Origin of the sequence: Luteimonas sp. 100069, assembly GCF_003813845.1 — a bacterium.
Taxonomy (GTDB): Bacteria; Pseudomonadota; Gammaproteobacteria; order Xanthomonadales; family Xanthomonadaceae; genus Luteimonas; species Luteimonas chenhongjianii.
This window is the reverse complement of sequence record NZ_RPFN01000001.1, coordinates 637,538-658,311: the sequence shown is the minus strand read 5'-3', so window position 1 is coordinate 658,311 and position 20,774 is coordinate 637,538. Positions and strand designations below refer to the sequence as shown.

The window sequence follows — 20,774 nt, the reverse complement described above, 5'->3', positions numbered from 1 at the left end:
GGGGACTTCAGGAATGCCGCAGATCACAGTTCGGGGACTGAGGGCGCTGCGCCTCGGGGGAGAGATTTCCGACAAGGCCCCGCGCGGAGCCGGCGCCCTCTCTGCCAGGAAACGCGCTAGCGGTAGCGTCATGTTCTATTTCCGCTACACCACGCCCGATGGCGCGCGCGATCCCTACCCCCTTGGGGAATGGGACGGCACGGGTGGACCGCTGTCACTGGAAGGTGCGCGCGTCCGTGCCAACGAGCTATCAGCGCGCTATCGCGCCGGGGCGCGTGACTTGCGGGCCGTGCTGGAGACTGAAGAACGCGAGGCGCGCCGGGAGCGCGAGGCCGTGGCCCGGGCGGAAAGCGACGCGAAGGCGCGCGCCGGGGCAACCCTCGGGGCACTTCTGGACGCCTATGCGGACGCCTTGGAATCACGCAAGCGTGCGAGCGCATCAGCAGTGCGGGCCGCTCTGCGGCGCCATGTCTGTGAGGCTTGGCCGCTCCTTTGGCAAACCCCGGCGGACGATGTGACCACCGACGATCTAATGCCAATCCTGACCCGCCTCACCGACAACGGGAAGCTGCGCGAGGCGGCGAAGGTACGCTCCTACCTGCAAGCTGCCTACAACGCCGGAATGCGGGCCAGAACGACTGCAAGCGCAACCCCTGCCCTTCGCTCCCTACGCATTCGAACGAACCCCGCGCGCGACCTCGGGACCATTGAAGGCGCCTCAAAGGCCCGTGAGCGAGCCCTGAGCGTCGCCGAGCTCCGCGCTTACTGGACGCGCGTCCGCGACATGCCCGATCAGGAGGGCGCCTGCCTCCGCTTTCACCTCTTATCGGGAGGCCAGAGGCTTGACCAGATGGCGCGGCTCACGCTTGCCGACTACGACGACGAGCAGGCCACTATCACCATTCGCGATATGAAGGGCCGGCGAAGCTCCGCGCGCGTGCATGTCGTTCCTCTGATTCCTGAGGCTGTCTCCGCGATGGTCGCGATGCTTCCCGCCATGCCTGAGGGAGAACTCGGGAACGCCGACGGCGGGCGGCGTCATCGCGAGGGAGATTTCCTGTTCACCGCCACCGCTGGCAAATCTGGAATGGCTTCGTCCACGGCATACCTGCGGTGCCGAGAGGTGATGGAGGCGATGCTAGAAGCTAAGGAGCTCCCCGGCGGCACGTTCTCTCTAAACGACATTCGTCGCACCGTAGAGACTCGCTTAGCGGACCTAGGGGTTCATTCGGACGTGCGCGCGCAACTGCAGTCCCATGGCCTCGGCGGCGTACAAGCTCGCCACTACGACCGCCACGACTATCTACACGAGAAGCGGGAAGCGCTAGAGCGCCTGCACCAGCTGATCAGTGGCAGCGGCTCCAAGGTGGTGCCGCTGCGGAAGACGACCTCGGCGGCTTGAAGCGCCGTTTTGTCGCAAAAATTCGAGGCGGGTTGAATACATCAGGCAATGCCGATTCCCCCCGTAGGGGGGTTCTTCGGCTGTCCTGTCGGTCGACGCTGGTCGATTGGCCCGCACCCCTACAGAAGCAAGAGCCCCGAGTGGAGTCCGCCCGGACAAACGGATGCGTTCGCGCATGCCGGTGGTGGTCGACGACCTCGGGACTCGGCCACAGCGCACGCCCTATTGACCCGTCCAAAGCCAGCCGTGCGTCATGGATGCCTGCCGCACGACATCACGTCGAAGCCGTGTCCGTGACTGGGCGCCCTGCCTTTGCAGATCATCCCCTGCTTAGGCTCTCAGCGACCCTCAGGCGACTCAACGGCCACCCATAGGCCACCATCCGGCTGGCTATGCTGCATGGATCGCTATCGATCCTCACAAGTCATTGATCTCAAATGACCATTAGAGCTCGCAGCGCCAGGAACAGGGGGATTAATACTCCCCACGCCAACACTAAGAGTGCCGAGCGTGCCGATTGGCACCCACCCCAGGCAGACCACAACCCTCCACGGGCATCCGATTAGGGGGCACCCCAGCCAGACGATGACCACCGGCTTCGGCCGATTAGGGGCCACCCCCAGCTAGACCACAGCCGTCCATGGGTGTCCGATCACCCTGCACTCCAGCGAGAGATCGATTGTCGACACAGATCGATTGGAGCTGACCCCAGCTAGACCAAGGCCGTCCAAGCTCGTCCGATTAGGGCGCACCCCAGTAAGAGCAACAACGGCCACAGCCACCCGCACCGGCCGTCTCAGCAGTGAACGCCTTTTCCCCGCGATTCCTCTCGCGAGCGGGCGTATCGGTTTTTCCGATTTTGGAATACCCAGCCAGTCCACGGAAGTCCGCACGTTTCCGATTAGGGCGCACCCCAGCACAACTGCCACCGCCACCCGCATCGGCAGATGTGCCGCGACGCCCTGCCTGTCCCTTTTGCCCATCAACCCGGGGAGCCCCTCAGGCACCCCCAAGGAACCCTCATGCGCCTCCCAGCAGGAACCCGAAAGCTCATCACCTTTGACGATGAGGTCATCAGCCGAAACGCCGAGCGCTCGACCGGCGGCGCTCCCTTCGTGATCGTCGTCGACGAAACCGAGACCGGCCCGGTCGCTCACCGCGCCAGCAGCTTCACTGCAGTGGGCGGGCTGGATCTCTGGTATCAGCAACTGACACCCGTCACCCTGACCCGGCATATCAAGCGGCACGCCGTATGGTCGACCACAGGCGATGTCTACTTGGACGAAGAGCCCCCCGCCCCAAGGGTCACGAAGACTTCGAAGGCCTCGAAGGTGACCGCATGAGCACCACAGGTGCCGGCGCGGTCGACGGCAAACCCCACGAGACCGCTCGTCTCATCGCCACAGTCGAAGCCCTGAGGACAATCCGCTCCGCAATGGCGGCAAAAGCTGGCCGGGAGATCCCCTTCGAAGTGGTCGCCCGGGAAGCTGAAAGCCTTCTCAGGCCTGTCCGCAAGGCTGGCGAGGCTCGCCCCTACTGTTCGACTGTCCAGTACCTCGATGACATCGCTCGGGTGCTCGACACGCATCGGCCGGAAGAGGTCAATGAAGAGTTGCAGCGCCTCTGGCACCTGCTGCTACCTCGCTGAGTCCTTACCACCGCACCTAGAGACCCGTCCAAGCCCCGCCCCTTCCCGACCTACCGGGCAGGGGTGGAGGGGCGCTATTTGCGCGGGAATCACGGCTGTCGCCCTTAACCATCAATCCAGAGAGAACAGAGCATGACTTACGACCGCAACCGCCTGCAGAACGCACAGAGCACCATCATCGCGACCCCGACGACTTCAGCCGCGGCATTCGACCAGCTGCTATCCGCCTCAATGGCACGCGGTCACAGTGGCAAGGAAGACCCACGCCACGAACTCGACAACAGCCGTACGGGGAACACCGCGCCCGACGACATCACCGGCCAGGTACAGCGCCGCATCGACAAGGTGCGCAACAAGCTCGACGGCGGGAGCGTGCCGGACTATCTGCGCCGCGGACTGGAAATGGAGCTCCACCAGCTGACAACCTCGGCGCTCCCCTATGCACAGCTGCAGGCCGAACAGCTTCGTCAGCGAAAGGCGCGCTAGAAGCCCTCACCGTCGAGCCCTAAGGCGATCCCGAGGCACCCATAGGGGCATCGCTCCGGGTCGGCATCTGCCAACGCTCAAATAGCGGATATGCACGGGAGAGGGGGCGCACCACCGTCCCTGATCCCCGGCAGTCCCTGAGGAGGCCTTGGGGAAGATCCTGAGGAACCCGGAGGGTTTCTCTTAGGGAGGGAGCTATGAGAAGGAACCTAAGGAAAGGAACCTATAGAAACCCTTAGGGGTTTTAGGGTAGCAGACTCGATCGAATTTATCAATCAGGAATCGACCCTTATTTGGTCGACCAGAGAGCCGGCACAGCCCGGCTCTTCTCATTTCTGGAACCCATCAATGACCAATACACCCACGCCCGCTTTGAAGGGCGCTCGTTGCCAGTGCCCGACGTGCGGCCTCGTCTTCGGCGGAGAGTCGATCTTCGATCGTCATCGCAAAGGCCGTTTCGACGTGTCACCACCGCACCCAGAGGCCCGCCGATGTCTCACCGCTGCAGAACTGCGGGCAGGTCGCATGATCCCCAATGAATTCGGAGTATGGCGCCGCCCCCGCATCGCACCAGGAGCGACCGTATGAAAAGCTCGATTCACACCGCTCCCGAGTTGGGAGAGACAGGGGTCTCGTTCAAGCTTCCAAGGATGCCCGGAGCGCGCTGCCTAGCGGACTGGCGCGAGATTGCCTTCGACGAGCAACGAACAAACGCAGAGCGCGCACACGCGTTGCGCATGATTGAGAGAGGGGAGCGCGCTGAGGCGCAACTCTTGGCGCAGGAGCTCACAGCTCGGCGAAGTCGCGAGATTGAGCTATGGCAGGCCAAGACAGCGGAGAAGCTGCACCTTGTGCGTTCAATGTCCATCGAGCTTGTTGACTGGATGCAGAGGAGCGAGCGTCCCCAAGCCTATTGGCGAGTGTTTCCAGAGTTCAATAGAGAGGTTGGGCTCTTAAAGAAGCGATTGAAAACGCTTCGAAAGGACGCCGCTACAAACGCGGTCCAAGCCCAGTTCCTAGCGGACCACAGGGAGCTCATCGACGCTATCGACGGTCGTTGAATAGGCATGGAGTCTTCGGCAGGTTGCCGCACTAAGCAACGCCACGAAGGGACGTAGCCTTGAATAAGTTGCTAAACATGACTCCTGGAAGCCTGCCGATAAGCGTCGCCGGCCTTCCCCTCCAGCGAAGCGAGAGCAACTTGAACCCTCTCAAAGATCTGCGGGTCGTAGCCTTGTTCGACCTTGAGCCGCTTCACGGCCGCCGTTGCTTCAGCCAGAGATAGCTCGAACACACAACTGCAGTGACCATGCTCCGCCCAGCTCAAAGTGACATGAAAGGCCCGTAGATCAGAATTCGCCGACACCAGAATTTGCGGAAACCCGTTGAAAGAGAACCCATTGACACGAAGGTCTTCAATTGCTGCCGCTGCGACCGCCCCCGCTACGTCAGCGCGTGAGAAACCGTACTGCGTGAAATGCGTCATGTGCGAATCCTTCTGCGCGGCCTAAGAATGAGTTGATTCGTGCCACAAAGTGGAATCGGGTTGAACCAATTATTAGTGGTCACCACTCATGCAACTCTCGGAACGCGAGCATTTGCATGAGCGCTTCCTCTGTACTGAACAATGAGAAGGCATTGATATTCATCGCATCAAGTTTTCGGAGTAGCTCCCTCCTAAGCCTTGCTGGGATAAGAAACTTCTCAAGCCGATCATACTGATCACTCGCTGATCCCATTGCCTGTTCGTGAGGATGGAAACACCACTTGTCATCGATCATGGCTATGCAGGCGGTGTATTCGGACTGCTGCGTGAAGTGACGCTTGTGGGCTGGAATGTACCGGCCTAGAGTTGCGATCTCAGGCGCACCTACCCAGCCGCTCTTACCATGACCAAGATTCTCCACGTACATATACAGCGCCGAATCTTCATCACTCTCCGGACCGGAGCAAGCAAAATAGATGGCAACGTAGAGAGATCTACTCCAGTCGAGTAGCGGCGTTGGAAACCCATGATGCCTTAGGTACACCATGAACTCAGGCTGGCCCTCAAGGAATGCAACTTGCGACAGACCGAAAGCATATCCCTTAGTCTTTTGGTTGCCCGAATGGAAGGAAAACTCCCTGTCCGTGTACGCCTTAACGGCCGGCTTAACCCTGCTCAAGTAGCGTACGTATTCGTCAAGATCCAGGTTCTTCTTACCGAAGCGCTCCAGCGTTGTATCCAGCGTCCAACTTGCTCGTGACTGCCCTCTAAAAAGGACTGGGGAAATGTAAGCGTACTCGTGCGGCTTCCTGGCTCGACACTCAGCATCAAGCGAGGAGGCAAGCTCCTCTAGCTCACGAAGACTTGTAATTGCAATTGGATGCGTCGCCAAAGTGACCTCTAACGCTTGAAATTAAGCCGCTCCGCGAATCCGCATCGGCTTGAATGATTGTTAGGCGCTTGGCCCCGCTAGCCGCATTGCAAGCACTGACAGGGAGTAGAGAATAGCCAATAGGCCGCAGCCAACCAAGAACCAAAGGATATATCGCACAACTGCAGGCGGCCGAACTGTGGGGAGCACATTCACGATCTTTGCGGCGCCGCCATCTACCTCGGTCTCAGTGTTGACCTGATGCCAAAGCAAGGGTGGAAAGTACAAATACGCGATCGTGATCTGCTTGTGCGGAGCAAGGCGCGGTATCAAGATTTCTTTGCCGCCACCCGGTAAATCAACGATCTCGTACTGGATGTCCGGATAAATGTGAAAGTCCGGCAGCACGTAATGGCCAACGCGTACATTTGAAGCAGCTGTTCTGCGGGGGTTTTTTATGACTATGGAATGCGTGTTGACAGTGATTGGGTTTGCCGCCTGATGCATAGTCACTGCAGAAGCATGGAGCAAAAAGCTAATGACCCTCGGGCGACCTGCAAGAAACCGATCAAACCATGCGCCGACAAACAGCGCCAGTATCGGCGAAGCCAGCGTTACGACGAGCCCCCAATTGATGGTCATTCTAGAACCCTCTCAATGTGCCTAAGCAGCATTCGCCCCCGGTCGGGGGTGTTGCGCTGAGTATGGGGTGAGTGTCTGGTCGTCGCCTAGCGGAATTCCGACGGCGCCCCACCCACTTGTTACAGGCAGATGGTTGAAAGATGTCGTGCCAAGCCTTGCCTTCCGGCACACGCAAGTGTGCTGATCGCACGGCGCACGCGGGCTGGTAACGGCCCGCATGCAGACGTGGCGGTTCGCCCTTGATCATCTTGAAGTCGCAGGCCGGACATAGCGACGGGCGCACACTTCTCGCCCGAAAGCCAAATCGTTAACTACGGACTCGATTCGGCTGGCGGCACCTTCAGCAGATCCCGCCACGAGGCCGCTGAACTCCCTCATCACAGTCAGACTCGAGCGTTTGCGCTCGGGTCTTTTCCATTTGGAGAAGCAATGAACACCACGACCAATGCTCCGCGTCTTTTGCGGCTTCCCGACGTGAAGCGGATGACTGGCCTCGGGCGAAGCACCATCTATGCCCTCATCGATGCAGGCACGTTCCCGCGTCAGCGGAAGATCACACCAACAATTGCTGTCTGGTCTGAAGCCGAAGTCGAAGCGTGGGTTGCGCGCGTGCTTGCCGACAACTGCGCGGAGACACTAGCTGCATGAGCTCCGCACAAACGGCCACCAAGCGGCCACCAAATTAGCAATACCCCAAAAGAAAAAAGGCCTGCATCTCTGCAAGCCCTTGATCTTAGTGGTGGCCGGGGAGGGAATCGAACCCCCGACACGGGGATTTTCAATCCCCTGCTCTACCAACTGAGCTACCCGGCCACTGCGGAGGCGCATCATACGAGGCGCGCCCGCGAACGGCAACCGTTTTTCACAAAATCCGGGTCGGCGACCGATTGAGCGGTCGGTCACAAGCAGAAGTCCCGGGCTGGCGACGCGTTAACATCGACCCTTCCACCACACCGGAGCGCCGCGCATGAAACCGTGGAAACTGCTGACGATCCTGCTGATGGCCGCGGTGCTCACCGCCTGCGCGACCGGTCCACGCCGCGTCTCGGAGCCGGCCGCCAGCATCCAGCAGCTCAGCGTGGGCGCCGATGGTGCATGGGCGCTCGAACTGCGGCTGCAGAACTACAGCAGCATCCCGATGCGCTTCGAATCGGTACGCCTGGAGCTGGCGGTAGGCGGCGAATCCGCAGGTGTTCTCGAAATCGCTCCGGCACTGACGGTCGGCCCGGAATCGGCCGACATCGTCGAGGTCGCCCTGCAGCCGTCTGCGCAAGGCCGCCTGCAGGCCGCGGATGCGCTTGCCGCCGGCCGTCGCCTGGCCTACCGCATCGAAGGCACGCTGCGCGCGGCGCCCGACGATCGCGGCAGCGCCAAGGACTACAAGGTCCGCCACGAAAGTGTGCTCAGCCCCGTGCCCGGCCTTCCCGGCGTAATGCGCTGAGCAACACCCGCACGCCACGCGCACCCCTTCCACGAATACGAGCCACACCGACGCCATGAGTACCTATCACGCCCCGCTTACCGATATCCGTTTCGCGCTGCACGATGTCCTGCAGGTCGAACCCCTGTTCGCCTCACTCGGTTTCGAGGACGCCGGTCGGGAAACCCTCGATGCGGTGCTCGACGAATGCGCGCGGCTCTGCGAGACGGTACTGGCGCCACTGAACCGGATCGGCGACGAAGTCGGCGTCCGCTTCGACAAGGCGACCGGCGCGGTCACGACGCCCACGGGCTTCAAGGATGCCTATGACCAGTTCGTCGAGGGCGGCTGGACCGGCATCAGCGCTCCCGTGGAATTCGGCGGCATGGGGTTGCCGCACGGCATCGGCATCTGCCTGGAGGAGATGATCGACGCAGCCAACCTCGCATGGAGCAACTTCCCCCTGTTGTCACACGGCGCGGTCAATGCGCTGCACCACCATGGCGAGGACTGGCAGAAGGACGTCTTCCTCAAGCCACTGGTCGCCGGCACCTGGACCGGCACGATGTGCCTGACGGAACCGCAATGCGGGACCGACCTCGGCCTGCTGAAGACCCGCGCCGAACCCCAGGCCGATGGCAGCTACGCGATCACAGGCACCAAGATCTTCATCACCGCCGGCGAGCACGACCTCACCGACAACATCATCCACCTCGTACTCGCGCGCCTGCCCGATGCGCCCGAAGGCAGCCGTGGAATCTCGTTGTTCATCGTGCCCAAGATGCAGGTGGGTCGCGACGGCAGTGTCGGCACGCGCAACGCGGTGCGCTGCGGCGCGGTGGAACACAAGATGGGGATCCACGGCTCGGCCACCTGCGTCATGAACTTCGACGGTGCGCAGGGTTACCTGATCGGACAGCCCCACAAGGGCCTGATGGCGATGTTTACGATGATGAACACCGCGCGGCTGGGCGTGGGGATCCAAGGCCTCGGACTGGCGACGCGGGCCTATGAGAACGCACTGCGTTATGCACGCGAGCGCCTGCAGTCGCGCGCGCTTTCGGGCGCGAAGCTGCCCTCAAAACCGGCCGATCCGATCCTTGTCCAGCCCGATGTCCGACGCATGCTGCTGACCTGCAAGGCGCTGACCGAGGGCGGGCGCCTGCTTGCCTACCACGCCGGCTCGCTGGTCGACAGCGCCGCGCATGCCCAGGATCCGCTGGCGCGCAAGCAGGCCGACGACCTGCTCGGCTTCCTGACGCCGATCGTCAAGGGTTGCCTGACCGAATGGGGCAACGAATGTACCTATCACGCACTGCAGTGCTACGGCGGCCACGGCTACATCGCCGAGCACGGAATGGAACAGCTGGCACGCGATGCCCGGATCACCACCCTCTACGAAGGAACGACCGGCATCCAGGCGCTGGACCTGATGGGCCGCAAGACGATGCAGTTGCAGGGGGCGGGTCTGCGGGTCTTCCTCGGCATGATCGAGACCTTCTGCACGACGCATGCCGAAGACGTCGCGCTGGCCGAATTCGTCGTGCCACTGCGCGCCAAGGCGGCCGAGTGGCAACAGCTGACCCGAAGCATCGCCGAGCGCGCGGCAGCGGATCCGGAGGAGATCGGCGCAGCCGCGCACGATTACCTGTTCTTCTCGGGCTATGTCGCCCTCGCCTACTGGTGGGCACGCAGCGTCGCGGTGGCCGAGGCCTCCGCGCGCCCCGAGACCTTCAAGGCCGGCAAGCGCGAAACCGCACGCTTCTACTTCACCCGCATCCTGCCGCGCACGCTGGGCCATGCGGCAGCGATCGCGAGCGGGCCCGCGTCGCTGCTGTCGATCCCCGACGACGCGCTGGACAGCTGACCCCGAACGGCCTCGCGGTCGCTGCGTGCGGCCGCGGGGCGCTTGGACCATTGCACAAACCGTCATTGATCGGGTATATGCTCGATCGCGATGGAGGCAGACCGCGCGATCGCACGCTCGATCCCCACCGGCGCCGCAACGGGGCTGGAGTCCGGAGCTTCCTCCAAGGTTTCTGTACTCGCACCACGCCGCGACGCGGTGCGTCTGCTTGCGCTCGACGCATACGGCCGGGCGCTGAACTGGATCAGCTGGCAGGACGCAGCATGCCTGTACGCGCGAGGCGCGGTGGCCTGGACGATCGGCGACCCCTGCATCACCGTCCGCGGTGGCGTCTGCCGGGCGACCGGCGCCCGAAGCCACATGGATCTGCATCCGATCATCGCAGGCCGCAGCCACGTACGACCCGGCGCGGTCGATCCCACGCCCGCGCTGACCAACACCGCCCTGTTTGCCCGCGACCACCAGCTGTGCCTGTACTGCGGCCGTCGCGCTGGCCGGCAGACGCTCACGCGCGATCACGTCTCGCCACTCTCGCGCGGCGGACTCGACATCTGGGAGAACGTGGTCTCGGCATGCTTCCAATGCAACTCGCGCAAGGGCGCGCGTACGCCCCAGGAGGCATTGATGCCACTGCTGGCAGTGCCGTTCCGGCCGAGCTGGATCGAGCATCTGATCCTGAGCAACCGCAACATCCTTGCCGACCAGATGGCTTTCCTGACCACCCATCTGCCGCAACGCCGACGCCAGGAGCATGCGGTTTGAGCAGGTAGGCGCGCACATCGCCTGCGGCAATGGCTAAACTCCGGCCTTGGCGCGCATCGCGCCGCGTCGCCGGTACCTCCTGCATGACACTGACCATCGCGCTGAGCGGAATGGACAACGCGACCGAGACCGCACTGCGCGCGGCATTTTCGGGCGCCAACGCGCAACTGGGCGGACGCTTCGTCCTGACCGCGGAATCCGAGGCCGCGCACGTGATCGTCGACATGGACAGCATGTACGGCCCGATGAGCTGGCTGCGCCTGCACGCGTCGGGCAAGCAGATCATCGGTCTGACCTCGGCGCCGCGCGTGCAGACCCATTTCCGGCTCGGGCGCCCCTTCGACGACAACGCCATGGCGACGCTGCTGCGCGAGGTCGCGGCAGCGCAGGAGGTCGAGGTGGATGCGCCGGCGACCGCGCCTGCTGGCGAGTCCCCGGCAGTCGCGACCGACGATGCCAGTGAGGCGACCACGACACCTGCCCCGGAAGCCGCGCCGGCCGTCGCCCGCGCAAGCGGCGATCCGTCCCCGCTCGAAGCGGGCGACATTCCGGTATTCCCGGACGAGGCTCCGCGGCCGCTGGACATCGCGCCGCCGATGCCCGCCTCGCTCGAAGCGTCCGCTGCGGCGCCCATGCCCGCCTCGCCCGAAGCGCCCGCCGCCGCTCCCCTTCCGGAGGCGGAGCCGGAGACCGGTCGCGCATTGCCCTTCGTGAGCTGGATCGCGACCGGCGCGCTGCGCGGACGCCGGCGTTTCCGCAGCGACACCGGCCCGACGCTGTGGCTCGACTTCGATGCGCAGCACTACCACGGCCCCGCCACGCTCAAGCCCCTGACCCAATACTTCAACGGCGCGGTCACTGGAGATGTGTTCGAGGCGGTTGACGCGGCCACCTGGTCGGCCAACGCGCTCGTCGCCGGCCCGCCACAGCCACTGTCCCGGCTGCTGTGGCTCGGCGGCCTGCTGGAAGGAGACGGCACCACCCTCGTGCCTGGCTACGACCCGGAGGCGCGCTACCAGCTCAGCAAATGGCCGCAGACCGAACGCGAGTATCCCCGCCACTTCAGGATCGCGACCGCGATGATGAAGGGCCCTGCAACGCTCGACGAGATCATTGCGGCCAGCGGTGTGCCGGCTGAAGAGGTGATCCGTTTCGTGAACGCGAATCTGGTCACCGGCTATGCCGAGCCGTTCATCGAGACGCCCGAGCCTGTAGAGACGCCGGAGCGGAGTGGCGGCTTTTTCTCGCGGCTGCGCCGCCGCTGACCGCCGCCGACATCAGGCAGCGCGGTCGCGCTGCGTGACGCCAGCCGGGGGCCCGCGGCGTACAATGGGCCCATGATCGACTCCACGCGCTATCCGCGCCTTGCGCGCATCGACGGGCCGTCCGACCTGCGCCAGTTCGACGAAGCCGAGCTCCCCGCGATCGCCGACGAGCTGCGCGCCTACCTCATCGAATCCGTCGGCAAGAGCGGTGGCCATTTCGGCGCCGGCCTCGGCGTGATCGAACTGACCACGGTCCTGCACTACCTCTACGACACCCCCCACGATCGCATCGTCTGGGACGTCGGGCATCAGACCTATCCGCACAAGATCCTGACCGGCCGTCGCGACCGCATCCACACGGTCAAGCAGAAGGATGGCGTCGCGCCGTTTCCAAAGCGCGAGGAGTCCGAGTACGACACGTTCGGCGTGGGCCATTCCTCGACGTCGATCTCCGCCGCCCTGGGCATGGCGATCGCCAATGCGCGCAACGGCGACGATCGGCGCGTGGTCGCGGTGATCGGCGATGGGGCAATGACCGCGGGCATGGTGTACGAAGCCCTCAACCACGCCGGCGGCATGGAGCCCGAGCCCGACATCCTGGTGGTCCTCAACGACAATCGCATGTCGATCAGCGAAGCGGTCGGCGGGCTGACCAAGATCCTCGGCCGCGCCACCGGCAGCCGCACCCTCAACGCGCTTCGCGAAGGGGGCAAGAAGCTGCTCGGCGACAAGAACAACCCGACGGCCAAGTTCGTCCGGCGCTGGGAAGAACACTGGAAGGGCATGTTCGTGCCCTCCACGCTGTTCGAGGAGATGGGCTTCCACTACACCGGTCCCATCGACGGCCATGACGTCAAGGCGCTGACCGACACGCTCAAGACCCTCAAGGGCCTCAAGGGTCCCCAGCTGCTCCATGTCATCACGACCAAGGGCAAGGGCTACGAGCTCGCCGAGGGCGACCAGATCGGCTACCACGCGGTCTCGCCATTCGATCCGAGCCTGGGGGTCGTCGCCAAGGACGGGGGCGCCAAGAAGCCGACCTACACCGACGTGTTCGGCAGCTGGATCTGCGACATGGCAGCGGCGGATCCATTGCTTCTCGGCATCACGCCGGCGATGCGTGAAGGCTCGGGCCTGGTGCGTTTCAGCAAGGAATACCCCGCGCGCTACTTCGACACCGCAATCGCCGAACAACACGCGGTGACCCTGGCTGCGGGCATGGCCTGCGAAGGCGCCAAGCCGGTCGTCGCGATCTACTCGACGTTCCTGCAGCGCGCCTACGACCAGCTCATCCACGATGTCGCGGTGCAGAAGCTCGACGTTCTGTTTGCGATCGACCGCGGCGGCGTGGTCGGTCCGGATGGCGCCACGCATGCAGGCAATCTCGACCTGAGCTTCCTGCGCTGTGTGCCGAACATGGTCCTCATGGCGCCGGCGGACGAAAACGAGTGTCGCGCGATGCTGACGACGGGCTTCCGCCACGAAGGCCCGGCGGCCGTTCGTTACCCGCGCGGCACCGGCCCCGGCGTCGCGATCGAGACGAAGCTCGAAACCATGCCCATCGGCAAGGCAGAGCGGCGCCGTCGCGGCAGGCGCATCGCCCTGCTGGCGTTCGGTGCGATCGTGCCCGCCGCCGAGCAGGTCGGCGAGGCGCTCGACCTGACGGTCGTCAACATGCGCTTCGTGCGCCCGCTCGACCGTGCCCTGCTGCTCGAGCTCGCCGCGACCCACGACGGCTTCGTGACACTGGAGGACAACGTCGTCGCCGGTGGCGCCGGCTCGGGGGTCGCGGAACTGCTCAGCGCGGAAGGCGTCACGATACCGATGCTGCATCTCGGCTTGCCCGACGCCTTCCAGCACCATGCCTCTCGCGAGGACCTGCTCTCCGAAGCCGGGCTCGACGTCGACGGCATCCGCGAGGCGGTTTTGCGGCGCTGGCCGGACCTGCGCAGCGGCAGCAACACCCTGCAGGCCGCCGCCGGCTGATCCGGCGGCGCTACGGCCCTGGGATCAGGGCTTCAGGCCCCCGCCAGCCGTGTCGCTGGGGGCACTCTCGGCGGGGTCGACCTCATCCGGTGCAATCACCGTATAGCCACGCGCGCGCAACGCCGAGAGCTGCCCATCGGCACTCAGCAGAGAATTCAGCGGCACGGCCGCGAAGACCACCGGGTGCTCGGTCATCGCGGCTTCGACCGTCGACAACCACACCGCGGACACCTTCGCTTCGATATCGGCCATGCCGAGACCGCGCGCAGTCTCGCTCGATGTCCAGGCGGACAGACAGGCGCTGACCTGGGCACGGGCGTCAGGCATGGAACGCAATGTCTCCAGATCGCCGACCGCCCAGGCGTTGGCACGGGCCGCGATGCGTGGCAGATCGTTCTCGATGATGTCGAGCGTGGCGCGCACGCAGTCGAGGTCCTCGGGCCTCAGGGTCTCGCGCCGGAATGAGGAGAGTGCGGCGCCCGGATCGTCGATCTTCAGGTCGAGAACCGTAGGCGCGACTTCCATGGCGCGCGCCTTCAACGCCTCGTCGATCACCGGGCGAATGATGCCGCCCTCGCGCAGGCCGTTCCGCTCCAGCGCCGCCCGATACAGCTGATAGACCGCGATGATGGGCCGCTTGCGCTCGATGCCGCGATCGCGACCGATGTAACGCTGCTTCAGTGCCGCCCAGCGCACGTACAGATCGGGCGGCAGCAGGCTCTCGAGTTTCGCGCCGTCCGGATTGCGCATCGCGCGGAACGCCGATGGCGCGAGCGTCAGCCCGCGAAAGAAACCGATGTCCGCGCCCACCTTGACACCTGGCGGCCCCAGCGCGGCACCGGCTTCGGCGAGCACCTCTCGCACTTCCTCTGCACGCCAGGTGATGTCGGCAGGCAATGGCGACAGGGTGCCGAGAATGTAGAGGGTGTGACCGTCCTCGCGCCGCACCCGCCATAGCCCGGGTCCCGGCTGGGCGCCGGTGACGACGACCGTTTCCATGTCGCGTACATCAGAGGGCGGCGACATCCCAGCGCGGGCCGGCAAGCCTGCCTCCGTGCCCTGTGCGAATAGCGGCGAAGACGCTACCGCCACAACCGCTGCCAGCATCGCGCCAGCGAACCGCTTGTCCATAAGTCAGCTCCGTTCAACAAAATGAAGGCCGAGCATACGAAGGCCCGGCACCGGATGTGCGCCGCCTTCGAGGAGGCGCTGCCTGGCGTTCAGCGTCGCCCCTAGGCCGCCCTAGTAAATTCATGCAGACGCGCTCCCGACGCCATCCCCGTTAGGGTTCCGCCCTTCCAATGCCTGAGAGCAAGCACATGACCGACCACGACCAGCGGCGCATCCTGCGCGACATCGACACCACCACCCCGATCACCGCATCGGAGACCGACTGGGCCGTCAATGCCGGCTATGCCGTGCTGGCGGAGGACGGTGACATCGATCTGACGGCGAAGGGGCGCGCCCTCCTCGACGCCTCCTGAGCACACCCCGCAAACGAAACGGCCCGCGCTTGCGCGCGGGCCGTTCGTTGACACGTTTTGGTCGGGGTAGCCGGATTTGAACCGACGACCACTTGTCCCCCAGACAAGTGCGCTACCAGGCTGCGCTATACCCCGGAATCTGTGAATTATACCGGCAACGGATGCGTCTGCGCATCCATATATGCAGGCATTTTCAGCGCTTGAGCAACTGCAGAACGTCCTCGAGCTCCATTCGCACCTGACGCACGATCTGGTTGCTCAGCGCGGACTCCTGCTTGGCCCCCTCGCCTTCCAGCCGCAGCCGCGCCCCGCCGATCGTATAACCCTGCTCGTAGAGCAGCCCACGGATCTGGCGGACCATCAGTACGTCGTGGCGCTGGTAGTAACGGCGGTTGCCCCGACGCTTGACCGGCTCGAGACTCGGGAACTCCGTTTCCCAGTAGCGCAGCACATGCGGCTTCACATCGCACAGCTCGCTGACTTCCCCGATCGTGAAATACCGCTTCGCCGGGATCGGTGGAAGTTCTCGATTGCTGCCCGGATCAAGCATGGTCCGCGCCTGCAGTAGCGCCGGTGTAGGCCTCGACGCGCTCCTTGAGTTTCTGACCCGGACGGAAGGTCACCACGGTGCGTGCGGAGATCGGGATCTCCTCACCGGTCTTGGGATTGCGACCGGGTCGCTCGTTCTTGCGGCGCAGGTCGAAGTTGCCGAAACCCGACAGCTTCACCTGCCGCCCCTGATGCAGCGCGTCGCGAAGCACGTCGAAAAACGCGTCGACGAATTCCTTCGCCTCACGCTTGTTCAGCCCTACTTCCTCGTAGAGCTTCTCGGCCATGTCCGCCTTGGTGAGTGCCACGCTGCAACTCCCTGCGAGGCCTCAGCCCCGGATCTTCGCGCCGTGTTCTCGCGCGAGTGCGGCCACGACATCCGCAACGACGGAATCGACATCGCGGTCGGTCAGAGTGCGTGAAAGTTCCTGCAAAATCAAGCCCATGGCGAGACTCCTGAAGCCGGATTCGACCCCTTGGCCGGCATACCGATCGAACAATACGACTTCCGCCAACAACGGACCGGCGGCGGCGCGTACGGTCGACTCAAGTGCCGCCCAGGCGACCGCCTCGGGCGCCACGATGGCCAGGTCGCGACGGACCGACGGGAACTTCGACAACGCGGCGACGCGGGGCAGCGGGCGCTCCTGGAGCGCGCTCGCATCCAGCTCGAACGCGACCACCGGCACGTCGAGGTCCAGCGCGCGGCGCAGCCGTGGATGCAGCTCACCGACCCAGCCGACCCGGACGCCGTCCCGGCAGACATCGGCCGAACGGCCCGGATGGCCGTGCGGCGCGTCCGAGCGCTGGAATGTCAGACGCGCGCCGGCAAGGGCGGCCAGCGCTTCCAGATCGCCCTTGAGGTCGAAATAGTCGACCGGGCGCGAGGAATCGCCCCACTGCTCCGCCCGTGCATCGCCCGACACCGCCGCCGCCACGCGAAGCGTTTCGACCGGCGCGGCCTTGTCGGCCCCGGCTCGGGCGAACACCTTGCCGATCTCGAACAGGCGCACGCGATCCTGCTGGCGCGCCAGATTGCGGCCGAGGCTCGCGACCAGCCCGGGCAGCAGCGCGGTGCGCATCACGCCCAGTTCGGTGCTGAGGGGATTGGCCAGCGGCACGCTGCCCGCATCCGCCTGCCATGCGCCAAGCAGCGCGGCATCGACGAAGGCGAAGTTGACCGTCTCGAGGCAATCTCGCGCGACCATCTGCCGGCGCAGCTCGGCTTCGGCGATCCGGGTTTCGCTTGGCGCTGCGATCCGCGTCGCGCCGCCGGGCAGCGTGGTCGGCACGCGGTCATAGCCGTGGATGCGCACGACCTCTTCGATGAGGTCTTCTTCGATCGCCAGATCGAAGCGGCGCGTCGGCGCGGTGACCTGCCAGCCCTCGGCATCGGAAGCAACCTCGAGACCGAGCGCACGCAGGATCCGCTCGACCTCCGCATCGGCGATGTACAGGCCGAGCACACGCGCCATCCTCGCCCGGCGCAGGGCGATGGTGCGCGGGCGGGCGAGGTGCTCGTGCACCTCGGCGGCGACCACGGGGCCAGGCTTGCCGCCGGCGACATCGAGAATCAGGCGGGTCGCATACTCGATCGCGGTGCGCGGCAGGCCCGGATCGACCCCCCGCTCGAAGCGGTGCGCGGCCTCGGTGTGCAGGCCGAGCCTGCGGCTGCGGCCGATGATCGCGTCGGGCGCAAAGTGCGCAGACTCGAGGAACACACTGCGGGTGCCATCGGTCACGCGCGTATCCAGGCCACCCATCACGCCGGCCAGCGCCACGACCCGGTCGGCGTCGGTGACCGCAAGGAACTGTTCGTCGAGCGTCACCTCGCGCCCGTCGAGCAGTGTGAGCGTCTCGCCCTTGCGGGCACGCCGCACGCCGACGGGTCCGGTGAGCAGATCACGGTCGAAGGCATGCATCGGCTGGCCGAGTTCGAGCATCACGTACTGGGTCACGTCGACGAGGAAGCTGACCGGCCGGATGCCGCTGCGACGCAGGCGTTCGGCCATCCACACCGGGGTGGGCCGTGTCGCATCGACGCCTTCGATCACGCGGCCGAGGTAGCGCGGCGCATCGGCACCCGCATCGAGCGTGACCGCGAGCCGCGCCGACGACTCGGCAACAACCGGCGCCGCGTCCAGCTCGACGACGCCGCTGCCGAATGCAGCCGCCACGTCGAACGCGATGCCGCGGACGCTGAAACAGTCGGCGCGATTCGGGGTGAGTTTCAGTTCCAGCGTCGCGTCAGGCAGACCGAGGTACTGGGCGAGCGGCGCACCGACCGGTGCATCCGCAGGCAGTTCGAGCAGGCCGGCCGCATCGGCGTCGATACCCAGCTCCCTGGCCGAGCACAGCATGCCGTTGGACTCGACGCCCCGCAGCTTGGCGGCCTTGATCGTCAGCGCACCGACGGTGGTCCCGATCGTCGCCAGCGGCGCGATCAGTCCCGCACGCGCGTTCGGCGCGCCACAGACGATCTGCAGCGTCTGTCCACCCGCATCCACCTGGCAGACCTGCAGGCGATCGGCCTCGGGATGCTTCTCTGCCGAGACGATGCGCGCAACGACGACGCCATCCAGCGCCTCGCCCAGCGGCGTGATGTCTTCGACCTCCAGGCCGATCGCCGTCAGGGTGGCCGCCAGCTGTTCGCGGGTCGCATCGGTCTTGACGTGCTGGCGCAGCCAGTTCTCGGAAAATTTCATGGCGATCTCTTGGAATCGTCGTCCCGGCGAGCGGGCGCGAATGCTTCGGGTTGTCTGTCGGCAGGCGCAGCGGCCGCGTTACGCGAACTGGCGCAGGAACCGCACGTCGTTGTCAAAGAACGCGCGCAGGTCATCGACGCCGTAACGCAGCATCGCGAAGCGTTCCACGCCCAGCCCGAAGGCGAACCCGGTATAGCGTTCCGGATCGATACCGACAGCCCGCAGCACGTTCGGGTGGACCATGCCGCAGCCCAGCACCTCCAGCCAGCGCGTGCTGCCGTCGGCCTGCTGCCAGGCGATGTCGACTTCGGCGCCGGGTTCGACGAACGGGAAGTAACTCGGACGGAACCGCATCTCGAAGTCGCGCTCGAAGAACGCGCGGACGAATTCGCTCAGCGTCCCCTTGAGGTCGGCAAAGGTCGCGTGCTCGTCGACCAGCAGCCCTTCGACCTGGTGGAACATCGGCGAGTGGGTCTGGTCGCTGTCGGAGCGGTACACCTTGCCGGCGGCGATCATCCGCAGCGGCGGCGCATGCTCGCCCATGTAACGCACCTGCACGCCGGAGGTATGGGTGCGCAGCAGGCGACCGTCGCCGAAATAGAACGTGTCGTGCATCGCCCGCGCGGGATGGTGCGGGGGAAAGTTCAACGCTTCGAAGTTGTGCCAGTCGTCCTCAATCTCGGGACCATCGGCGAGCTCGTAGCCGAGGCGGCCGAAGATGTCGGCGATGCGCTCGAGCGTGCGGCTGATCGGATGCACACCGCCACGCGTGCCGTCGCGCCCGGGCAGCGTGACATCGACGGTCTGTGATGCGAGCTGGGCATCGAGCACTGCATCGTCGAGCGCGACCTTGCGCGTCGACAGCGCCCCGGCGATCGCGTCCCGCGCGCGGTTGATCGCCTCGCCCGCCGTTTTGCGCTGGTCGGCCGGCAGCGCACCGAGCGCTTTGAGCTGGGCAGTGATGCTGCCGCTCTTGCCGAGCAGCCCGACGCGCAGGGCTTCCAGCGCCTCAGGCGTGGAGGCAGCCTCGATATCGGCAAGCGCCTGGTTCGAAAGGGAATCGATTTCGCTCATCGCACTGCTGGCCCGTCGCTGTGGTGATCCGATGGCCCGGGACCGCGCTGACGCGCAGGGCACCGGTGCCATAAACAACAATGGGGAAGGACTTGCGCCCTTCCCCACGTGACCGCCGGACGGATCCGGCGGCAGTACCGCTTTACGGTGGAGACGACGGCCTCAGGCCGCCAGCGCGCCCTTTGCCTTCTCGGCGAGCGCGGTAAAGGCGGTGGCATCGTTCACCGCGATATCAGCCAGGATCTTGCGATCGAGGGTGATACCGGCCTTGAGCAGACCGTTCATGAAGCGGCTGTAGTTCATGCCGTTCATGCGGGCCGCGGCGTTGATGCGCGTGATCCACAGCGAACGGAAATCACGCTTCTTGAGCTTGCGACCGATGTATGCGTACTGGCCGGCCTTGATGACGGCCTGCTTGGCGACGCGGAAGACCTTGCGACGGGCGTTGTAATAACCCTTCGCGCGGCCGAGGACCTTCTTGTGACGACGGCGCGCCTGAACGCCACGCTTGACTCGTGCCATGGTTCAGTCCTCCTCAGAGATACGGCAGCATGCGGTCGAGACGACCACTGTCGCACGCCGGGATATGGTTCGTCTGACGAAGATTGCGCTTCCGCTTGGTGGCCTTCTTCGTGAGGATGTGGCTACGGTTTGCATGACCGGCCTTGTACTTGCCGGACGCCGTCTTCCGGAACCGCTTGGCGGCGCCCCGGTGCGTCTTGATCTTGGGCATTGCGAGAGTCCTTTTGGGATACGAGTACTGACTGGGCGGTGGCTGACGCCACGCTTTCCGTCCTGCCCATGCCGGTTTTAAGCCTTTGATCCCACGAGGGAATCCAGGCGGGTCCTGGATGAATCTATCCCCCGGCGGACCGGGAGCCGGGCATTATGCCGCGCGGGGAACGGGGTTGCAAATCGCTGGCTGGCGAAAAGCCCGATGAAGGCCACGCGCGGAGCGCGACCCGGAGCCAGAAGCGCTCGCCCCCGGCTCAGGCCCGAAACGGAAAGAGGCGCCTCGCGACGCCCCTCACCTTGCAGCCGCACCTCGCGGCTCAGATCCCGCCAACGCCGGAGCGCTCAGACGGCCCATCCGCAGAGAGTCTGCGCAAGCGGACCGCCTTCACCCC

At 64.9% G+C, this 20,774-nt stretch carries 21 protein-coding genes, 2 tRNA genes and 1 pseudogene; 12 read left to right on the top strand and 12 right to left on the bottom strand.

Going from position 1 to position 20,774, the window contains the following annotated elements; genetic code table 11:
- Positions 1 to 130 precede the first annotated feature (130 nt).
- From EGK76_RS02945 to EGK76_RS02925, 5 genes are all read left to right on the top strand, one after another.
- Positions 131 to 1,402, top strand: coding sequence for a tyrosine-type recombinase/integrase (locus EGK76_RS02945; RefSeq protein ID WP_158613436.1), 1,272 nt, complete (start codon positions 131 to 133; stop codon positions 1,400 to 1,402).
- A gap of 1,022 nt (positions 1,403 to 2,424) precedes the next feature.
- Positions 2,425 to 2,745 (top strand): hypothetical protein, encoded by a 321-nt coding sequence (locus EGK76_RS02940; protein WP_123831595.1) that lies wholly within the window; start codon positions 2,425 to 2,427, stop codon positions 2,743 to 2,745.
- Positions 2,742 to 3,050 (top strand): hypothetical protein, encoded by a 309-nt coding sequence (locus EGK76_RS02935; protein WP_123831594.1) that lies wholly within the window; start codon positions 2,742 to 2,744, stop codon positions 3,048 to 3,050. The genes EGK76_RS02940 and EGK76_RS02935 overlap by 4 nt, the downstream gene beginning before the upstream one ends.
- Before the next feature lie 132 nt (positions 3,051 to 3,182).
- A complete protein-coding gene (locus EGK76_RS02930; protein WP_123831593.1) occupies positions 3,183 to 3,536 on the top strand; it encodes a hypothetical protein in 354 nt (117 codons plus the stop codon).
- Positions 3,537 to 4,120: 584 nt separating this feature from the next.
- Complete coding sequence (locus EGK76_RS02925) at positions 4,121 to 4,597, top strand: hypothetical protein (protein ID WP_123831592.1); 477 nt, start codon at positions 4,121 to 4,123, stop codon at positions 4,595 to 4,597.
- Between the two features lie 71 nt (positions 4,598 to 4,668).
- Here the strand turns inward: EGK76_RS02925 and EGK76_RS02920 are convergent, their stop codons facing one another.
- From EGK76_RS02920 to EGK76_RS02910, 3 genes are all read right to left on the bottom strand, one after another.
- Entirely contained in the window at positions 4,669 to 5,022 is a 354-nt protein-coding gene (locus EGK76_RS02920) for a hypothetical protein (protein ID WP_123831591.1), read from the bottom strand.
- 79 nt (positions 5,023 to 5,101) lie between these two features.
- Complete coding sequence (locus tag EGK76_RS02915) at positions 5,102 to 5,914, bottom strand: FRG domain-containing protein (protein WP_123831590.1); 813 nt, start codon at positions 5,912 to 5,914, stop codon at positions 5,102 to 5,104.
- Between the two features lie 60 nt (positions 5,915 to 5,974).
- On the bottom strand, positions 5,975 to 6,535 hold the full coding sequence (locus EGK76_RS02910; protein ID WP_123831589.1) for a hypothetical protein: 561 nt from the start codon (positions 6,533 to 6,535) through the stop codon (positions 5,975 to 5,977).
- Between the two features lie 429 nt (positions 6,536 to 6,964).
- On the opposite strand from EGK76_RS02910, the gene EGK76_RS02905 reads away from it, so the two are divergent.
- The gene (locus EGK76_RS02905; protein ID WP_123831588.1) at positions 6,965 to 7,183 is read left to right on the top strand and encodes an AlpA family phage regulatory protein; all 219 of its coding nucleotides are present in this window, start codon (positions 6,965 to 6,967) and stop codon (positions 7,181 to 7,183) included.
- 89 nt (positions 7,184 to 7,272) lie between these two features.
- Here EGK76_RS02905 and EGK76_RS02900 read toward each other — a convergent pair.
- Positions 7,273 to 7,348 (bottom strand) — tRNA-Phe (locus EGK76_RS02900).
- A 154-nt stretch (positions 7,349 to 7,502) separates the two neighbouring features.
- Between EGK76_RS02900 and EGK76_RS02895 the strand changes: the two genes are divergently transcribed.
- From EGK76_RS02895 to dxs, 5 genes and pseudogenes are all read left to right on the top strand, one after another.
- Positions 7,503 to 7,976: an LEA type 2 family protein gene (locus EGK76_RS02895; protein WP_123831587.1), complete on the top strand. Its 474-nt coding sequence runs from the start codon at positions 7,503 to 7,505 to the stop codon at positions 7,974 to 7,976.
- Positions 7,977 to 8,031: 55 nt separating this feature from the next.
- Positions 8,032 to 9,822: an acyl-CoA dehydrogenase C-terminal domain-containing protein gene (locus EGK76_RS02890; protein WP_123831586.1), complete on the top strand. Its 1,791-nt coding sequence runs from the start codon at positions 8,032 to 8,034 to the stop codon at positions 9,820 to 9,822.
- A 195-nt stretch (positions 9,823 to 10,017) separates the two neighbouring features.
- Positions 10,018 to 10,584 (top strand): annotated as a pseudogene (locus EGK76_RS02885) (HNH endonuclease); the annotation flags it as partial.
- An 83-nt stretch (positions 10,585 to 10,667) separates the two neighbouring features.
- Entirely contained in the window at positions 10,668 to 11,849 is a 1,182-nt protein-coding gene (locus EGK76_RS02880) for a hypothetical protein (protein WP_123831584.1), read from the top strand.
- Between the two features lie 72 nt (positions 11,850 to 11,921).
- Positions 11,922 to 13,835, top strand: coding sequence for a 1-deoxy-D-xylulose-5-phosphate synthase (dxs, locus tag EGK76_RS02875; protein WP_123831583.1), 1,914 nt, complete (start codon positions 11,922 to 11,924; stop codon positions 13,833 to 13,835).
- 24 nt (positions 13,836 to 13,859) lie between these two features.
- Here the strand turns inward: dxs and EGK76_RS02870 are convergent, their stop codons facing one another.
- On the bottom strand, positions 13,860 to 14,834 hold the full coding sequence (locus EGK76_RS02870) for a TraB/GumN family protein (protein ID WP_233580139.1): 975 nt from the start codon (positions 14,832 to 14,834) through the stop codon (positions 13,860 to 13,862).
- Positions 14,835 to 15,154: 320 nt separating this feature from the next.
- Here EGK76_RS02870 and EGK76_RS15515 point away from each other — a divergent pair, with 320 nt between their 5' ends.
- Positions 15,155 to 15,319, top strand: coding sequence for a hypothetical protein (locus tag EGK76_RS15515; protein ID WP_096299326.1), 165 nt, complete (start codon positions 15,155 to 15,157; stop codon positions 15,317 to 15,319).
- A gap of 58 nt (positions 15,320 to 15,377) precedes the next feature.
- On the opposite strand, the gene EGK76_RS02865 is transcribed toward EGK76_RS15515, so the two are convergent.
- The 7 genes from EGK76_RS02865 to rpmI form a co-directional block, all read right to left on the bottom strand.
- Positions 15,378 to 15,454 (bottom strand) — tRNA-Pro (locus EGK76_RS02865).
- 58 nt (positions 15,455 to 15,512) lie between these two features.
- Complete coding sequence (locus EGK76_RS02860) at positions 15,513 to 15,869, bottom strand: MerR family transcriptional regulator (protein WP_096209477.1); 357 nt, start codon at positions 15,867 to 15,869, stop codon at positions 15,513 to 15,515.
- Positions 15,862 to 16,176 carry an integration host factor subunit alpha gene (locus EGK76_RS02855; RefSeq protein ID WP_096299327.1) on the bottom strand — a complete coding sequence of 105 codons (315 nt, stop codon included), beginning with the start codon at positions 16,174 to 16,176 and terminating at the stop codon, positions 15,862 to 15,864. The genes EGK76_RS02860 and EGK76_RS02855 overlap by 8 nt, the downstream gene beginning before the upstream one ends.
- Before the next feature lie 21 nt (positions 16,177 to 16,197).
- Positions 16,198 to 18,573, bottom strand: coding sequence for a phenylalanine--tRNA ligase subunit beta (gene pheT / locus EGK76_RS02850; protein ID WP_123831581.1), 2,376 nt, complete (start codon positions 18,571 to 18,573; stop codon positions 16,198 to 16,200).
- 78 nt (positions 18,574 to 18,651) lie between these two features.
- On the bottom strand, positions 18,652 to 19,647 hold the full coding sequence (gene pheS / locus EGK76_RS02845; RefSeq protein WP_123831580.1) for a phenylalanine--tRNA ligase subunit alpha: 996 nt from the start codon (positions 19,645 to 19,647) through the stop codon (positions 18,652 to 18,654).
- A gap of 162 nt (positions 19,648 to 19,809) precedes the next feature.
- Positions 19,810 to 20,169, bottom strand: coding sequence for a 50S ribosomal protein L20 (gene rplT / locus EGK76_RS02840; RefSeq protein ID WP_096299330.1), 360 nt, complete (start codon positions 20,167 to 20,169; stop codon positions 19,810 to 19,812).
- Between the two features lie 13 nt (positions 20,170 to 20,182).
- Entirely contained in the window at positions 20,183 to 20,380 is a 198-nt protein-coding gene (gene rpmI, locus EGK76_RS02835; RefSeq protein WP_055249161.1) for a 50S ribosomal protein L35, read from the bottom strand.
- Positions 20,381 to 20,774: the final 394 nt, after the last annotated feature.

What these genes read in the sequence shown, in the direction of transcription:
- EGK76_RS02880 (WP_123831584.1), top strand. Translation starts at nt 10,668, where the DNA reads ATGACACTGACCATCGCGCTGAGCGGAATGGACAACGCGACCGAGACC.
- EGK76_RS02890 (WP_123831586.1), top strand. Translation starts at nt 8,032, where the DNA reads ATGAGTACCTATCACGCCCCGCTTACCGATATCCGTTTCGCGCTGCAC.
- EGK76_RS15515 (WP_096299326.1), top strand. Translation starts at nt 15,155, where the DNA reads ATGACCGACCACGACCAGCGGCGCATCCTGCGCGACATCGACACCACC.
- pheT (WP_123831581.1), bottom strand. Translation starts at nt 18,573, where the DNA reads ATGAAATTTTCCGAGAACTGGCTGCGCCAGCACGTCAAGACCGATGCG.
- rplT (WP_096299330.1), bottom strand. Translation starts at nt 20,169, where the DNA reads ATGGCACGAGTCAAGCGTGGCGTTCAGGCGCGCCGTCGTCACAAGAAG.
- pheS (WP_123831580.1), bottom strand. Translation starts at nt 19,647, where the DNA reads ATGAGCGAAATCGATTCCCTTTCGAACCAGGCGCTTGCCGATATCGAG.
- EGK76_RS02930 (WP_123831593.1), top strand. Translation starts at nt 3,183, where the DNA reads ATGACTTACGACCGCAACCGCCTGCAGAACGCACAGAGCACCATCATC.
- EGK76_RS02905 (WP_123831588.1), top strand. Translation starts at nt 6,965, where the DNA reads ATGAACACCACGACCAATGCTCCGCGTCTTTTGCGGCTTCCCGACGTG.
- EGK76_RS02940 (WP_123831595.1), top strand. Translation starts at nt 2,425, where the DNA reads ATGCGCCTCCCAGCAGGAACCCGAAAGCTCATCACCTTTGACGATGAG.
- EGK76_RS02925 (WP_123831592.1), top strand. Translation starts at nt 4,121, where the DNA reads ATGAAAAGCTCGATTCACACCGCTCCCGAGTTGGGAGAGACAGGGGTC.
- EGK76_RS02895 (WP_123831587.1), top strand. Translation starts at nt 7,503, where the DNA reads ATGAAACCGTGGAAACTGCTGACGATCCTGCTGATGGCCGCGGTGCTC.
- EGK76_RS02860 (WP_096209477.1), bottom strand. Translation starts at nt 15,869, where the DNA reads ATGCTTGATCCGGGCAGCAATCGAGAACTTCCACCGATCCCGGCGAAG.
- EGK76_RS02910 (WP_123831589.1), bottom strand. Translation starts at nt 6,535, where the DNA reads ATGACCATCAATTGGGGGCTCGTCGTAACGCTGGCTTCGCCGATACTG.
- EGK76_RS02920 (WP_123831591.1), bottom strand. Translation starts at nt 5,022, where the DNA reads ATGACGCATTTCACGCAGTACGGTTTCTCACGCGCTGACGTAGCGGGG.
- rpmI (WP_055249161.1), bottom strand. Translation starts at nt 20,380, where the DNA reads ATGCCCAAGATCAAGACGCACCGGGGCGCCGCCAAGCGGTTCCGGAAG.
- EGK76_RS02935 (WP_123831594.1), top strand. Translation starts at nt 2,742, where the DNA reads ATGAGCACCACAGGTGCCGGCGCGGTCGACGGCAAACCCCACGAGACC.
- dxs (WP_123831583.1), top strand. Translation starts at nt 11,922, where the DNA reads ATGATCGACTCCACGCGCTATCCGCGCCTTGCGCGCATCGACGGGCCG.
- EGK76_RS02945 (WP_158613436.1), top strand. Translation starts at nt 131, where the DNA reads ATGTTCTATTTCCGCTACACCACGCCCGATGGCGCGCGCGATCCCTAC.
- EGK76_RS02870 (WP_233580139.1), bottom strand. Translation starts at nt 14,834, where the DNA reads ATGGAAACGGTCGTCGTCACCGGCGCCCAGCCGGGACCCGGGCTATGG.